This window comes from Pseudomonas sp., assembly GCF_002796985.1.
GTDB lineage: Bacteria > Pseudomonadota > Gammaproteobacteria > Pseudomonadales > Pseudomonadaceae > Pseudomonas.
In genome coordinates this window covers 469,124-484,187 of record NZ_PEKX01000020.1, presented here as the reverse complement: position 1 = coordinate 484,187, position 15,064 = coordinate 469,124, and the positions used below count along the sequence as shown (strand labels likewise).

The 15,064-nt window shown below is 65.4% G+C and carries 13 protein-coding genes; 6 read left to right on the top strand and 7 right to left on the bottom strand.

Annotated elements, in window-relative coordinates; genetic code table 11:
- Nucleotides 1-114: 114 nt before the first annotated feature.
- Nucleotides 115-504, bottom strand: coding sequence for a PaaI family thioesterase (locus CTR55_RS24525; RefSeq protein WP_088420109.1), 390 nt, complete (start codon nucleotides 502-504; stop codon nucleotides 115-117).
- Nucleotides 505-513: 9 nt separating this feature from the next.
- Entirely contained in the window at nucleotides 514-2,853 is a 2,340-nt protein-coding gene (locus CTR55_RS24520; protein WP_296290169.1) for a Tex family protein, read from the bottom strand.
- 364 nt (nucleotides 2,854-3,217) lie between these two features.
- Here CTR55_RS24520 and ompR point away from each other — a divergent pair, with 364 nt between their 5' ends.
- Nucleotides 3,218-3,958 carry a two-component system response regulator OmpR gene (gene ompR / locus CTR55_RS24515; RefSeq protein WP_015479409.1) on the top strand — a complete coding sequence of 247 codons (741 nt, stop codon included), beginning with the start codon at nucleotides 3,218-3,220 and terminating at the stop codon, nucleotides 3,956-3,958.
- A gap of 104 nt (nucleotides 3,959-4,062) precedes the next feature.
- Nucleotides 4,063-5,382 (top strand): ATP-binding protein, encoded by a 1,320-nt coding sequence (locus CTR55_RS24510; protein WP_296290167.1) that lies wholly within the window; start codon nucleotides 4,063-4,065, stop codon nucleotides 5,380-5,382.
- Here CTR55_RS24510 and CTR55_RS24505 read toward each other — a convergent pair.
- The 3 genes from CTR55_RS24505 to CTR55_RS24495 form a co-directional block, all read right to left on the bottom strand.
- Nucleotides 5,379-6,308, bottom strand: a complete 930-nt coding sequence (locus CTR55_RS24505; protein WP_296290165.1) for an LD-carboxypeptidase — start codon at nucleotides 6,306-6,308, stop codon at nucleotides 5,379-5,381. The genes CTR55_RS24510 and CTR55_RS24505 overlap by 4 nt on opposite strands.
- A gap of 328 nt (nucleotides 6,309-6,636) precedes the next feature.
- Entirely contained in the window at nucleotides 6,637-7,542 is a 906-nt protein-coding gene (gene rimK / locus CTR55_RS24500) for a 30S ribosomal protein S6--L-glutamate ligase (protein ID WP_296290164.1), read from the bottom strand.
- On the bottom strand, nucleotides 7,539-8,015 hold the full coding sequence (locus CTR55_RS24495) for an ATP-dependent zinc protease (protein WP_296290162.1): 477 nt from the start codon (nucleotides 8,013-8,015) through the stop codon (nucleotides 7,539-7,541). The genes rimK and CTR55_RS24495 overlap by 4 nt, the downstream gene beginning before the upstream one ends.
- A gap of 101 nt (nucleotides 8,016-8,116) precedes the next feature.
- On the opposite strand from CTR55_RS24495, the gene CTR55_RS24490 reads away from it, so the two are divergent.
- Nucleotides 8,117-8,509 carry a S4 domain-containing protein gene (locus tag CTR55_RS24490; protein ID WP_296290161.1) on the top strand — a complete coding sequence of 131 codons (393 nt, stop codon included), beginning with the start codon at nucleotides 8,117-8,119 and terminating at the stop codon, nucleotides 8,507-8,509.
- Here the strand turns inward: CTR55_RS24490 and CTR55_RS24485 are convergent.
- Both CTR55_RS24485 and CTR55_RS24480 read right to left on the bottom strand, forming a co-directional pair.
- The gene (locus tag CTR55_RS24485) at nucleotides 8,500-9,150 is read right to left on the bottom strand and encodes an HAD-IA family hydrolase (protein WP_296290160.1); all 651 of its coding nucleotides are present in this window, start codon (nucleotides 9,148-9,150) and stop codon (nucleotides 8,500-8,502) included. The two genes, CTR55_RS24490 and CTR55_RS24485, sit on opposite strands and share 10 nt — an antisense overlap.
- A 150-nt stretch (nucleotides 9,151-9,300) precedes the next feature.
- Nucleotides 9,301-10,101 (bottom strand): phosphatase PAP2 family protein, encoded by an 801-nt coding sequence (locus CTR55_RS24480; RefSeq protein ID WP_296290158.1) that lies wholly within the window; start codon nucleotides 10,099-10,101, stop codon nucleotides 9,301-9,303.
- Between the two features lie 118 nt (nucleotides 10,102-10,219).
- Here CTR55_RS24480 and hslO point away from each other — a divergent pair, with 118 nt between their 5' ends.
- The 3 genes from hslO to CTR55_RS24465 all read left to right on the top strand — a co-directional run bounded on the left by hslO (nucleotide 10,220) and on the right by CTR55_RS24465 (nucleotide 14,954).
- A complete protein-coding gene (gene hslO, locus CTR55_RS24475) occupies nucleotides 10,220-11,113 on the top strand; it encodes an Hsp33 family molecular chaperone HslO (protein WP_296290156.1) in 894 nt (297 codons plus the stop codon).
- Nucleotides 11,114-11,281: 168 nt separating this feature from the next.
- Nucleotides 11,282-12,823: a phosphoenolpyruvate carboxykinase gene (locus tag CTR55_RS24470; protein ID WP_296290154.1), complete on the top strand. Its 1,542-nt coding sequence runs from the start codon at nucleotides 11,282-11,284 to the stop codon at nucleotides 12,821-12,823.
- A 193-nt stretch (nucleotides 12,824-13,016) separates the two neighbouring features.
- Nucleotides 13,017-14,954 carry an ATP-dependent DNA helicase RecQ gene (locus tag CTR55_RS24465; protein WP_296290152.1) on the top strand — a complete coding sequence of 646 codons (1,938 nt, stop codon included), beginning with the start codon at nucleotides 13,017-13,019 and terminating at the stop codon, nucleotides 14,952-14,954.
- The last annotated feature ends 110 nt before the right edge of the window (nucleotides 14,955-15,064 follow it).

Here is a 15,064-nt window from a genome sequence, read left to right as displayed (position 1 = left end):
CTACAAGGGGAGAACACCACCGGCGTGGTCGCCTGGGTTGCTTCAGGCGCTGCGCCGGCGCCCGTAAATCCTAGGGCGCAGGCCTACAGCATAGGTCAGATGTCGCGCTGCTATTTACAGCTGGGCGAAGGTGCCTTGTCCCTTGGCGACCAGCTTGTCGCCCTGGTGGATGTCGGCCTCGACCACCAGCGAGCGGCGCCCGGCGTGCAGGACTTTGGCCACACAACGCACTTCGCCTTCGGCGACCGCGCGGATGTAGTTGATCTTGCATTCCAGGGTGACGCTCTGCCGGTCGAAACCATGGGCGCTGGAGCAGGCCAGGCCCATGGTCATGTCCATCAGCGTGAAGAGCGCGCCGCCGTGCATGACGTTGCCCCGATTGCGCAGGTGCTCGGCCATCGGCAGCAGCACCTCGGCTTCGCCATCAGCGACACGGATCGGCTGCACACCGATGGTTTCGCTGAAGCGGCTGATCATCAGTTCGCGGGCGGGCATCTCGCTCATGGACCTTCCTTACTTCTTCTTCAGTTGCTTGGCGTTGGCGAACAGCGAGGCCATGGCGTTGTTCGCCGGGGCCTGCTCCTGCTGGCGCGGGGCGCTGCGTTCTCCACGCGGCGCGCCGTTGCCGGGACGGCCACCGCCACGCGGACCATCGACTTTCTCGCCGGGGGTGTCGCTCATGCGCATGGACAGGCCGACGCGGTTGCGCGGGATGTCCACTTCCATGACCTTGACCTTGACGATGTCGCCGGCCTTGACCACTTCGTACGGGTCCTTGACGAACTTCTCCGACAGCGCGGATATGTGCACCAGGCCGTCCTGGTGGACGCCGATGTCGACGAAGGCGCCGAAGTTGGTGACGTTGGTCACCACGCCTTCGAGCACCATGCCTGGTGTCAGGTCCTTGAGGCTCTCGACGCCTTCCTGGAACTCGGCGGTCTTGAACTCCGGGCGCGGGTCGCGGCCAGGTTTGTCGAGTTCCTTGAGGATGTCGGTGACGGTGGGCAGACCGAACTGCTCGTCGGTGAACTTCTTCGGGTCCAGGCGCTTGAGGAAGCCCGAGTCGCCGATCAGCGAGCGCACGTCATGGCCGGTGTCGGCGGCGATGCGTTGCACCAGCGGGTAGGTTTCCGGGTGTACCGCGGAGGCGTCCAGCGGGTTGTCGCCGTTCATCACGCGGAGGAAGCCGGCGGCCTGTTCGAAGGTCTTGTCGCCCAGGCGGCTGACCTTGCGCAGGTCGTCGCGGGTGCGGAAGGCGCCGTTGGCATCGCGGTGCGCGACGATGTTCTGCGCCAGGGTGCTGTTGAGGCCGGAGATTCGCGCCAGCAGGGCAGCGGAGGCGGTGTTCACGTCCACGCCGACGGCGTTCACGCAGTCTTCCACTACCGCGTCCAGGCTGCGCGCCAGCTGCAGCTGGGACACGTCGTGCTGGTACTGGCCGACGCCGATGGATTTCGGTTCGATCTTCACCAGTTCGGCCAGCGGGTCCTGCAGGCGGCGGGCGATGGAGACGGCGCCGCGCAGCGACACGTCCAGCCCCGGGAACTCCTTGGCGGCCAGTTCCGAGGCCGAATACACCGAAGCACCGGCCTCGCTGACCATGATCTTGGTGCACTTGAGCGCCGGGTATTTCTTGATCAGCTCGGCGGCCAGCTTGTCGGTCTCGCGGCTGGCGGTGCCGTTGCCGATGGCGATCAGTTCCACCTGATGCTTGGCGCACAGCGCGGCGAGCACGGCGATGGTCTGGTCCCACTGGTTCTTCGGTACGTGCGGGTAAACGGTGGCGGTATCCAGCAGTTTGCCGGTGGCATCGACCACGGCGACCTTCACGCCGGTGCGCAGGCCCGGGTCGAGGCCCAGGGTGGCGCGCGGGCCGGCCGGGGCAGCCAGCAGCAGGTCGTGCAGGTTGCGCGCGAAGACGTTGATCGCCTCGGCGTCGGCGCCTTCGCGCAGCTCGCCGAGCAGGTCGGTTTCCAGGTGGGTGTAGAGCTTGACCTTCCAGGTCCAGCGCACCACTTCGGACAGCCACTTGTCGGCCGCACGGCCCTGGTTGGACACGCCGAAACGCTCGCCGATCATGATTTCGCAGGGGTGCGAGGTGCCCGGCAGCTCTTCGCCGACCTTCAGGGCAACGCTCAGGATGCCTTCGTTGCGGCCACGGAAGATCGCCAGAGCGCGGTGCGACGGGGCGCTCTTCAGCGGTTCGTCATGCTCGAAGTAGTCGCTGAACTTGGCGCCTTCGGCTTCCTTGCCCGGCACCATGCGCGCGGTCAGGGTGGCGTTGTCCTTGAGGAATACGCGCAGGCGGTCGAGCAGGGTGGCGTCCTCGGCGAAGCGCTCCATGAGGATGTACTTGGCGCCTTCGAGCACGGCCTTGGTGTCGGCAAAACCCTTCTCGGCATCGACGAAGCGCGCGGCTTCGGTTTCCGGGGTCAGGCTCGGGTCGTTGAACAGTGCGTCGGCCAGCTCGCCGAGGCCGGCTTCCAGGGCGATCTGGCCCTTGGTGCGGCGCTTCTGCTTATAGGGCAGGTAGAGGTCTTCGAGGCGGGTCTTGGTGTCGGCGAGGTTGATCTCGCGGGCCAGTTCCGGGGTCAGCTTGCCCTGTTCCTCGATGCTGGCGAGGATCGCGCCACGGCGCTCGTCCAGTTCGCGCAGGTAGCGCAGGCGCTCTTCGAGCATGCGCAGCTGGGTGTCGTCGAGGCTGCCGGTGACTTCCTTGCGGTAACGGGCGATGAAGGGGACGGTGGAGCCTTCATCGAGCAGGGCGACGGCAGCGGCGACTTGCTGCGGTTGAACGCGGCCGGAGGGCAGTGCGGAAAGCTCTTCGGCGATACGGGTGTTGATGCTGTCCATAAATCCACCTGGTGAAACCAACGAAATACGGGGCGCATGATCTGCTGCGCGTCGGCATAACTGCGTTGAGGCCAACTGAGAAATGCTCATTGACTGCAGTCAACTCCGCTATCTCAGCTGTCCTCGCCTTGTTCTGCTCTAGCTCGCAAGATCATGAACAGGCTCATAACAGAGCATCTGGACCGGGTTTTCCGGTCATTCGACAGCGCCTGTGACAACGCCCCGCCGCAAAAGCGCCGCATTATACCCGCGACAATTTCACCGGGTGGGCGACTGGTCGGGGAAAAATCTGCTAACAATGGACAAGCCGTGATGCGCGGCGGCTGGGCGATAATGCCCGCCGAATCAGATTCTGGGAGTTTCCATGAGCAACGCTGCCACCCTGCCGGAAGGCGAAAAGATCCTCGTGGTCGATGACGACGCGCGCCTGCGCCGTCTGCTGGAACGCTTCCTCGATGAGCAGGGTTACCGTGTTCGCGCTGTCGAAAACACCGAGCAGATGGACCGCCTGCTGGCCCGTGAACTGTTCCAGCTGGTGGTGCTCGACCTGATGATGCCCGGCGAGGATGGCCTCTCCGCATGCAAGCGCCTGCGCGAGTCGAACAACCAGATCCCGATCATCATGCTCACCGCCAAGGGCGACGAGGCCAGCCGCATCTCCGGCCTGGAACAAGGCGCCGACGACTACCTCGCCAAGCCATTCAACCCGCGCGAGCTGCTGGCGCGGATCAAGGCCGTACTGCGTCGCCAGGCGCCGCTGGTGCCGGGCGCACCGGCGGGCGAGGACGAGATCGTCACCTTCGGCGACTACGAACTGCACCTGGCCACCCGCGAGCTGAAGAAGGGCGAGGAAGTGCACATGCTCACCACGGGTGAGTTCGCCGTGCTCAAGGCCCTGGTGCAGCACGCCCGCGAGCCGCTGACCCGCGACAAGCTGATGAACCTGGCCCGTGGCCGCGAGTGGGACGCCCTGGAGCGCTCCATCGACGTGCAGATTTCCCGCCTGCGCCGGCTGATCGAGCCCGATCCGTCGAAGCCGCGCTATATCCAGACCGTCTGGGGCGTGGGCTACGTGTTCGTGCCGGACGGCGCGGCGCGCAAGTGATGGTTCTTTTGTAGGAGCGAGCTTGCTCGCGAACAAACCCTCATGCCGATGCGGGTTCGCGAGCAAGCTCGCTCCTACAGGTTGTGCTTCCTGGTAACGCCTTCTTGAAAACACCCCTCTGGTTCCCGCAAAGCTTCTTCGCCCGCACCCTCTGGCTGGTGCTCATCGTCGTGCTGTTCTCCAAGGCGCTGACCCTGGTCTACCTGCTGATGAACGAAGACATGCTGGTCGACCGCCAGTACAGCCACGGCGCGGCGCTGACCGTGCGTGCCTACTGGGCGGCGGACGAAAAATCGCGGGAAGCCATCGCCCAGTCCGCCGGGCTGAAGTGGGCGCCTCACGAGCAGGGGCAGCCGGAGGAAGTGCACTGGCCGTACACGGAGATCTTCCAGCGGCAGATGCGCATGGAACTGGGCATGGACACCGAGACGCGCCTGCGCATCCATTATCCGTCGATGCTCTGGGTTCACGCGCCCTCGCTGGGGGATGGCTGGATCGGCGTGCCGCTCTACCCGCACCCGCTGCGCGGCCAGCAGATCTGGAGCGTGCTCGGTTGGTTCCTCGGCATCGGCCTGCTGTCCACGGCGGCCGCCTGGATCTTCGTGCGCCTGCTCAGCCAGCCGCTCAAGCGTCTGGTGTTTGCCTCCCGCGAGTTTGGCAAGGGCCGCAGCGTGCGCCTGCCACTGGGGCCGGAAACGCCCAGCGAGATGGCCGAGGTGTACCGCGCATTCAACCAGATGGCCGACGACGTCGAGCAGGGCGGGCGTGAGCGCGAGTTGATGCTGGCCGGGGTTTCTCACGACCTGCGCACGCCGCTGACGCGCCTGCGCCTGTCGCTGGAGCTGATGCCCGACAGCGATCGTGAGATGGTCGAGGACATGGTCCGCGACATCGAGGACATGGATGCCATCCTCGATCAGTTCCTCGCCTTCATCCGCGATGGTCGCGACGAGTCGGTGGAAGAGGGCGATCTCGCCGACCTCATCCGCGAAGTGGCCGATGCCTTCAACCAGAACGGTAACCGCGTGCGCCTGTGCCTGGAAACACTGCCACTGTTCCGCTTCCGTCGGGTGTCGATCAAGCGCCTGCTGGGCAACCTGATCGAGAACGGCCTGAACCACGGCGGCGGCAAGGTCGAAGTGGCGGCCCACGTGGCCGGCGGCGGCGGTGCGCCCTACGTGGTACTCAGCGTGCTGGACCGTGGTGCTGGCGTCGATCCGCAGGAGCTGGACAACATCTTCAACCCCTTCTTCCGTGGCGACAAAGCGCGCGGCGGCAAGGGCACCGGCCTCGGGCTGGCCATCGTCAAACGCATCGCCGAACAGCACGGCGGCAGCATCGAGTTGCGTAACCGCGAAGGCGGCGGCGTGGAAGCGCGCGTCTGCCTGCCATTGGGCCTGCTGCTGCCGCGCGACGCACATTAATCCCAGCGTAGGGATTTGCCTTGCAGAACCGCCCGGCGCCCATAGGGCCAGGCGCGGTTGTGCGCGCCGTGGCCGCTGGGCAGGCCGTGGTAGAGCGGCACGCCCAGTTGCGCGGCGTACTCGGCGAAGATTTCTTCCAGGCTGTGGGCAACGCCCTTGCGCGGGCAATCGGTGTAGGTGCCCAGGCAGATCGCGCCCAGCTGCGCGCCATCCAGGCTGTTCAGCAGTTGCCAGAGGCTGCGTTCGATTCGGTAGTAGGGTTCGCCGACGTCTTCGAGGATCAGGATCGCACCGTCCGGCACGTACAGCGCGCCTTCGGTGCCGGCCATGCAGGCCAGCGCGGTGAGGTTGCCGCCGATCAGCTCGCCTTCCACCGCTGCCTTCGGCCCCGCCAGGTGCTGCACTGCCAGCTTGCCGGAACCACCAGCCAGCACGTGGCTGATCGAGGCCAGCGAAGCCAGGCGTTCGCGCTGCTCGCTGGGTGCGCTAAGCGGTTGCAGACCGAGGCCGGTGGCGACCATGCCGTGGACCGCCGGCAGGCCCTGGCGGTGGAAGGCGCTGAGCAGGATGGAGATGTCCGAGAAGCCGATCAGCGGCCGCGGTGACGCGGCCTTGAGGCGCTGCCAGTCCAGTTGCGGAACGAGTTGCCCACAGCCGTAGCCACCGCGCAGGCACCAGACGGCGCTGACGTCTTCCAACTCGAAGGCGGCGTGGAAGTCCTCCAGGCGCTGCTCCGGTGTGCCGGCCAGGTAGCGATAACGCGCGTCGGCGTGCTCGCCCAGGTGGTAGTCGATGCCCTGCACCTCCAGCTGGCGCAGGGTGGCTTCCAGCACCTCCTCGGCAATCGCCGAGGCCGGCGCAACCAGCGCGACGCGGCCCTCGATGGGCGACCAGGTGAGTTCGGCGTGGGGGCGGGAAGCGGGCATGGCTGGACTCCGATTACGGCAGAAGAAACTGTAGGAGCGAGGGGGACGTCATCGTTATTGCTCGCGAAGGGGGCCGTAGGGCAACGATGGTCCACGTGCTTTCGGTTGGATTGGTTGCCATGCCTGCCCTCACCCCAGCCCTCTCCCAGAGGGAGAGGGAGCCGTTCGAGCCGGCTGATGACGCCGTTTCAACCTGCGCCGATCAGTTCCCTCTCCCTCTGGGAGAGGGTTAGGGTGAGGGCAGAGCCCCGCTCCGTGCTGAAGAGCGCTACATGAGCGTTTGTTCCTGACATCCCTGTCGCGCCGCATGCGTCGCGAAAGCCCCGGCTCACCCCTTGCCCTTCGTGCGCGCCAGATGCGGCCCGCCATTCTTCTCCAGGTACTCGATGATCACCCCGGCGATGTCCTTGCCGGTGGTGGTCTCGATGCCTTCCAGGCCCGGCGAGGAGTTCACCTCCATCACCAGCGGGCCGTGGTTGGAGCGCAGGATGTCGACGCCGGCGACGTGCAGGCCCATCACCTTGGCGGCGCGGATGGCAGTCATGCGTTCTTCCGGGGTGATCTTGATCAGGCTGGCGCTGCCGCCGCGGTGCAGGTTGGAGCGGAACTCGCCGGCTGCCGCCTGGCGCTTCATCGACGCGATCACTTTGTCGCCGACCACGAAGCAGCGGATATCGGCGCCGCCGGCTTCCTTGATGTACTCCTGCACCATGATGTTGTGCTTGAGCCCCATGAAGGCCTCCAGCACGGATTCGGCGGCCTTCTCGGTCTCGCACAGCACCACGCCGATGCCCTGGGTGCCTTCCAGCAGCTTGATCACCAGTGGCGCGCCGCCGACCATCTGGATCAGGTCCGGCACGTCGTCGGGCGAGTGGGCGAAGCCGGTCACCGGCAGGCCGATGCCCTTGCGCGAGAGCAGCTGCAGCGAGCGCAGCTTGTCGCGGGAGCGAGCGATAGCCACCGACTCATTGAGCGGGAACACGCCCATCATCTCGAACTGGCGCAGCACCGCGCAGCCGTAGAAGGTCACCGAGGCACCGATGCGCGGGATCACCGCGTCGAAGCCTTCCAGCACCTGGCCGCGGTAATGGATCTGCGGCTTGTGGCTGGCGATGTTCATGTAGGCACGGAGGGTGTCGATCACCACCATCTCGTGGCCGCGTTGCTGCCCGGCCTCCACCAGACGACGGGTGGAATACAGACGCGGATTGCGCGACAGCACAGCAATTTTCATTGATCACCTGGGAGGGTGGCGGGAACCATGATGAGGGGTTTGTCTTGCACGTAGGTCAGGCCGGGGTTGACCACCAGCTGCCCCTGAACCAGAGCCTTGGAGCCTAGCAGTACGCGGTAACGCATGGTCTTGCGGCAGGCCAGGGTGAACTCCACCGGCCAGGCGCCATCGCCCAAAGCCAGCAGGGTGCGGATCACGTAGCGGGTCTGGGCCTGGCCGTTGGAGCTCCTGATGGTCTTCATCGTCACCACCGGTGCTTCGCAGCGATGGCGGCGCTGCACCTGGGTGCCCAGGTGGGCGACGAAGCGTACCCAGCTCTGCCCGTCGCGCTCGAACGGCACGATGTCGCTGGCGTGCAGGGTGGAGGTGCTGGCGCCGGTATCGATCTTCGCGCGCAGGCCGACCATGCCCAGTTCGGGCAGGGCGATCCATTCGCGCAGACCAATTACCGACAGCTGGTCGAAAGTCTTCAAGGCAGGCATCCCCGGCGTTTGCCGGCATTCTAGTCAGGCCGATTGTGCCCCGCCAGCGGGGCGCGGGGTACACTCTCAGACCCGCATGACGAGGTGGTGACGTGAGCGAAAAAGATGACGACAGGAATCGCCTGGACAAGTGGCTGTGGGCGGCGCGCTTCTACAAGACCCGCTCCCTGGCCAAGGAAGCCATCGACGGTGGCAAGGTGCATTGTCGGGGCGATCGCTGCAAGCCGGGCAAGGAGCCGAAGGTCGGTGAGGAATACGTGATCCGCACCGGCTTCGACGAGCGCACGGTGGTGGTCAAGGCGCTGTCCATGGTCCGTCGTGGCGCACCCGAAGCACAGCTGCTGTACGAGGAAACCGCTGACAGCGTGAAGCGCCGCGAGGACGCTTCGGCGCTGCGCAAGGCTGGCGCGCTGGGTGTGCAGACCGACGGGCGGCCGACCAAGAAGCAGCGCCGCCAGCTGTTCAACTTCCGCGATCAGGAGTGAGCGGGCAGCTCGATCAGCAGTTTGCCGTCCGCCGCCTTCAGGCTCAGCTCTGACCAGTCCGGCACCACGGCGCGCACGCGCGGATCGAAGGCGCTGCCGGTGCCGATCTGAATCACCTGGCAGCCAGCGTCCAGCGCGCTCTGCACGCCGGCCGGCGCATCCTCGAAGGCCAGGCAGTCCTGCGCCACCAGGCCCAGGCGCTGGGCGCCGAGCCGATAAGGTTGTGGGTCCGGCTTGCCGGCACTGACGTCATCGGAGCCGACCAGCACGTCCGGCAGGGGCAGGCCGCAGATCGCCAGGCGCTCCAGGGCGACCTTGCGGCTGGCGGAGGTCACCACCGCCCAGGGCTGGCCGACCAGGGTGCCGAGGAAGCGGTCGGCGCCGGCGACTATCACCGAGCCCTGCATCGCGTGCTGGAACTCCAGCTGATTCAGTGCGACCAGTTCGGCTTCGATATCCAGGTGCGGTGCGACGTGGTGGATCACGTCCTCCGAGCGCACCCCGTGGCACATCGAGAGCACGTTTTCGAGCAGTACACCGTGGCGCTGGCACCAGAGCCCCCAGACCAGTTCGACGGCACCGGTGGACTGCACCAGGGTGCCGTCCATGTCGAGCAGGATGGCGCGGGTTTCGATCAGCATGGCGAGGCGAACTCCTTGAGGGTCTCCGGTCGGGGGAGAGCGATGATGCTCCATTGACCACGAAGAAACGCGGAAGATCGCTGTGGGATATATCCCGATGCTCTCGTCGAGAGTAATGGCCGGCGCACCTGGCGGGCACCGGCCAACGGCTCAGGCGGCGACGACGCTCAGGCGATTGAGCAGCGGGATTTTCGCCGCCAGGCGGAACAGCGGGTTGGTCCAGCGCACCAGTGCAGCGCTGGCCACGGCGGCGAAGGGCGTGAAGCAGCCCCAGGCCAGGGCCACCAGGGCCATCTGCACGCCGCCGATGTAGTCGTCCTGGCCCCAATGGGCGCCGGCCACCAGGCGCGGCAGCATGAACAGCAGCGCCAGACCCCAGACCACCACCCACTGCAGGGCGGTGCGGGCGAACAGGGTGAGGAACAACGCCCAGATCAGCAGCACCGAGGCGTGGTCGCCGGGAAAGCTGCGGGCCGATTCGTCCTTCACCTCGAAGGGTGTGTCTTCCCACTGCGGGAAAAAGTGTTCCAGGCGCACGGCATCCGGCGCGATGCTGGAAATGCTCGCGTGCTGCCAGCCGAGCTTGTGGGCGATCTTCGCGTAGAGAATGCGTACGACCACCAGCACCACGGCCGCACATAAAAAGCCGAAGGTCGCTGCGCGGACCTGGGTTGCCTTGAAGATCCAGTCGCCACGAATCATCAGCAGCAGCAGGATCACCCCGACCAGCAGGTCGAACGGCCGGGTGCTGGCTACGGCCCAGGACAGGCGCCAGGCTTCGTTGGTCGCCAGCGGCTGGTTGAGCAGGCTGAACAGGCTGAAATCGAACAGGTCCATCGCGCTGCGAGTGGGCTCCCAGAGCCACAGCAGAAGCAGGGCGAGCGCCATCAGGTGGCAGGCGATGAAGGGCTTCCAAGACCAGGTGGCTTGGAACGGCGTGGTTTTGTCCATAAAATCGATACCCCCTTACGGAACTCACCGAGTCTGGGTGGGTGCTGCAAAGCGCGCTTTATAGGCCTTTGCCATTAACTTGTCATTTATTTGTGCCTCTCCCAGCGTTGTGCAAAGCATGTCTCAGATCGATCAAAGTCAGCGTTTTCTGTTCGACAACACCGATGTCCGTGGTGAGTTGGTGGAGCTCGACCGCAGCTACGCCGAAGTGTTAGCCAAACACCCCTATCCGCAGCCGGTCGCCCAGTTGCTGGGTGAAATGCTCGCCGCTGCCGCTCTGCTGTGCGGCACCCTGAAGTTCGACGGCCTGCTGGTCCTGCAGGCGCGTTCCAACGGCGCCGTGCCGCTGCTGATGGTGGAGTGCTCCAGCGACCGCGAAGTGCGCGGCCTGGCCCGCTATGACGCGGACTCCATCGGCGATACCGCCGGCCTCGCCGAGCTGATGCCTCACGGCGTGCTGACCCTCACCGTCGACCCGAAGAACGGCAAGCGCTACCAGGGCATCGTGCCGCTGGAAGGCGCGACCCTGGCCGACTGCCTGTCGACCTATTTCGCCACCTCCGAGCAACTGCCGACCCGCTTCTGGCTCAACGCCGACAGCCGTCGCGCCCGTGGTTTGCTGCTGCAGCAACTGCCGGCCGATCGCCTGCGCGACGCCGAGTCGCGGGAAGCCAGTTGGCAGCACGTCACCACCCTGGCCGACACCCTCTCCGCCGAGGAGCTGCTGGGGTTGGACAACGCCACCGTGCTGCACCGCCTGTACCACGAGGATGATGTGCGCCTGTTCGAAGCGCAGCCGCTGGTGTTCCGCTGCAGCTGCTCGCGGGAACGCTCGGCCAACGCGCTGGTCAGTCTTGGGCAGGAAGACGCCGAACGTCTGCTGGCCGAGGAGGATGGCGAGATCGTCATCGACTGCCAGTTCTGTAATCAGCGTTATCACTTCGACGGATCGGACGTTGCCCAACTGTTCTCGGGCGGCGGGAGTCAGACACCGTCAGAAACCCGCCATTGACCGCTTCTATCTGTCCGATAGCCGCACCAATGGCGCTCTCGCCAGATCAGAGGCTGCACGAGAACAGTTCTTTTCTGGCATAATCCCGCGACTTTTTTCCGCGGTAGTGGGAATAGAAAGTCACTACGCAATGTTTGGAGGACTCGGCTTCGGCCGACGGGGACCCACATGACGCAAGCCAATAAAGCCGTTTACACCGACATCAGCGTTGCCCAACTGGTCGAGGAAGCCATTCGCCGCGGCGAAGGCGAACTCGCCGACAACGGCTCGCTGGTCGTGAGAACCGGCCACCGCACCGGCCGCTCGCCTGCCGACCGTTTCATCGTCGAAGAGCCGGGCAGCCAGGACTTCATCGCATGGGGCGCCATCAACCGTCCGTTCCCGGCCGACAAGTTCGATGCCCTGTGGGACCGTGTCCAGGCCTTCAATAACGCCCAGGACCATTTCGTTTCCCACGTCCATGTAGGTTCGGCCCACGACCACTACCTGGCCGTGAAGATGACCACCGGCACCGCCTGGCAGAACCTGTTCGGCCGTGCGCTGTTCATCGAGCCCGAGCAGTACAACCCGGCTGGCCGCGACGAGTGGCAGGTCCTCAACGTCGCCAACTTCGAGTGCGTGCCCGAGCGTGACGGCACCAACTCCGATGGCTGCGTGATCCTCAACTTCGCCCAGAAGAAAGTGCTGATCGCCGGCATGCGCTACGCCGGTGAAATGAAGAAGGCCATGTTCGGTGTGCAGAACTACCTGCTGCCGGAAAAAGACGTGCTGCCGATGCACTGCGCCGCCAACATCGGCGAAGAAGGCGATGTCACCCTGTTCTTCGGCCTGTCCGGCACCGGCAAGACCACCCTGTCCGCCGACGAAAGCCGCTACCTGATCGGCGACGACGAGCACGGCTGGGGCGAAGGCGTTGTGTTCAACATCGAAGGCGGTTGCTATGCCAAGTGCATCGACCTGTCCGAGAAGAACGAGCCGGTCATCTGGAAAGCCATCAAGTTCGGCGCCGTGCTGGAAAACGTCGTCCTCGACGACAACCGCACCCCGGACTACGCCGATGACAGCCTGACCCAGAACTCCCGCGCGGCCTACCCGCTGGAGAACGTCGAGAAGCGTTCCGAGCAGAACCTCGGCGGCGAACCGAACGCCGTGATCTTCCTGACCTGCGACCTGACTGGCGTTCTGCCGCCGGTGTCGATCCTGAACAACGAACAGGCGGCCTACCACTTCCTGTCCGGCTACACCGCGCTGGTCGGTTCCACCGAAATGGGTTCGGGCGGCGGCATCAAGTCGACCTTCTCCACCTGCTTCGGCGCGCCGTTCTTCCCGCGTCCGGCCGGCGTCTACGCCGAGCTGCTGATCAAGCGCATCAAGGCCTTCGGTTCCAAGGTCTACCTGGTCAACACCGGCTGGACCGGTGGTGGCTACGGCGTTGGCAAGCGCTTCAACATCCCGACTACCCGTGGCGTGATCGCTGCCATCCAGAGCGGCGCTCTGGTCGGTGCGCAGACCGAGCACCTGGACATCATCAACCTGGACGTACCCAAGGTCGTTCCGGGCGTCGAGACCAACCTGCTCAACCCGCGCAACACCTGGGAAGACAAGGCTGCCTACGACGAAGCCGCCAAGGGCCTGGCCGGCAAGTTCATCGAGAACTTCAAGAAGTTCGACGTGAGTGACGCCATCAAGAACGCTGGCCCGCAGCTGTAAGCGAGCCTGTTCTGCGAAACAGCCGCCTTCGGGCGGCTTTTTCATTGGCGCCTGAGAACGGTCCTGCTCCGAGCTGCTCTTCGTAGGGAACGGATTCGGCCTCGCGAACCGGAGTTGGGCTGTTCGCGAGCAAGCTCGCTCCTACAAAATCGGTTCCTAGGCTGGGTGGACGCCCATGAAAGGAGTTATCCCCATGCACGACACCCTCGAACGCGTCTTCGGCTTCCGCCAGTTCCGCCCCGGCCAGGAGGCCGCCGTCAGTGCGGTGCTGGCCGGGCGCTCGGCGGCAGCGATCTTCCCCACCGGTTCGGGCAAGTCGCTGTGCTACCAGTTGCCGGCGCTGCTACTGCCGCACCTGACCCTGGTGATCTCGCCTTTGCTGGCGCTGATGCAGGACCAGCTCGCCTTCCTCGCTCGCCTCGGCATCGCTGCTGCCAGCATCGACTCGGCGCAAAGCCGCGAGCAAACGGCGCAGACCATGGCCCGCGCGCGCAGCGGCGAGCTGAAGGTGCTGATGATCTCGGTGGAGCGCCTGAAGAACGAGCGCTTCCGCAACTTCATCAGCGAGGTGCCGATTTCCCTGCTGGTGGTGGACGAGGCGCACTGCATCTCCGAATGGGGCCACAACTTCCGTCCCGACTACCTGAAGTTGCCGGACTACCAGAAGCAGTTCCGCATTCCCCAGGTGCTGCTGCTCACCGCCACGGCGACACCGGCGGTGATAGACGACATGCGCGCCAAGTTCGCCATCGCCGAGACCGACGTGGTCACCACCGGCTTCTACCGCGCCAACCTCGACCTGCAGGTCGAGCCGGTCGCTAGTGTTGCCCGCCGCGCGCGGCTGGTGGAGTGGCTGGGTGAGCGCGCCGGGCAGCCGGCCATCGTCTACGTCACCCAGCAGAAGACCGCCGAGGAGATCGCCGAGCACCTGGCCGCACGCGGCATTCCTGCCAGTGCTTACCACGCCGGGATGGAGCACCCGGTGCGCGAAGATATCCAGCGCCGCTTCATGGAAGGCCGGCTGAATTGCATCGTCGCCACCATTGCCTTCGGCATGGGCATCGACAAGAGCGACATCCGCCAGGTGGTGCACTACGACCTGCCCAAGTCGCTGGAGAACTACAGCCAGGAGATCGGTCGCGCTGGGCGTGACGGCCAGCGCTCGGAATGCCTGGTGCTGGCCAACCGCGACAGCCTCAACGTGTTGCAGAACTTCGTCTACGGCGACACGCCCGAGCGCGAAGGCATCCGCCATGTGCTGGAGGAAATCCGCCAGGCGGCCGGAGATCAGGAGGGCGGCCAATGGGAAACCATGCTGGTGCCGCTGTCGGACCAGTCCAACATCCGCCAGTTGCCGCTGAAGACGCTGCTGGTGCAGTTGGAGCTGCGCGGCATCATCGCCCCGCGCTTCGCCTATTTCGCCGAATATCGCTACAAGCTGCTCATCGACTCCGCCGCGCTGCTAGGTCACTTCGAGGGTGAGCGGCGGCAGTTCGTCGACGCCATCCTCACCAGTTCGGCGCGGGCGCGGACCTGGGCGACGCTGGATTTCGACACCCTCTACAGTCGCTATGGCGCGGAGCGCGCCAGGGTGGTGAAAGCGCTGGATTACTTCCAGGAGCGCGGCTGGGTGGAGCTGGAGAGCAAGCAGATGACCGAGGTCTACTCGGTGCGCGATGCATCCTTCGCTGTGGATAATTTGAGCGAGGAGCTGCACCGCTACTTCAAGCGCCACGAGGACAGCGAGATCGCCCGCATCGGCGCCATGCTCGAATTGCTCGGCAGCGCGGAGTGCCTGAGCTGGCGCCTGGCCCAGTATTTCGGCGACCAGCAGGCGCCGCGCCAGTGCGGGCACTGCTCGGTCTGCGCCGGCCGCGTTGCGCAGCTGCCCGAGCCGCCCGCGCTGCCGCCGCTGGATGGCCAGTCACTGCACAACCGCTGCGCCGCCTTCCTGGAAAAGTACCGCAGCGCCCGTGGCCTGGAGCCCAGCGCCGACTGCGTGACGCGTTTCCTCTGCGGCATCAGCGTGCCGGCCTTCACCCGCATGCGCGCGCGCACGCTGCCGGGCTACGCGACGCTGGAGGATTACTCCTACGCCCAGGTTCGCAACTGGGTGCAGGCGCAACTGTGAGCGCCTGAAGACGCCGGCGCCACGCACGACTAAAGGTCGGCGTGACGCCGGTGAAGCTCCTTGTAGGGTGTGAAATGGCATTCCCACCTAGACTCACTGGGCGTCGAAAC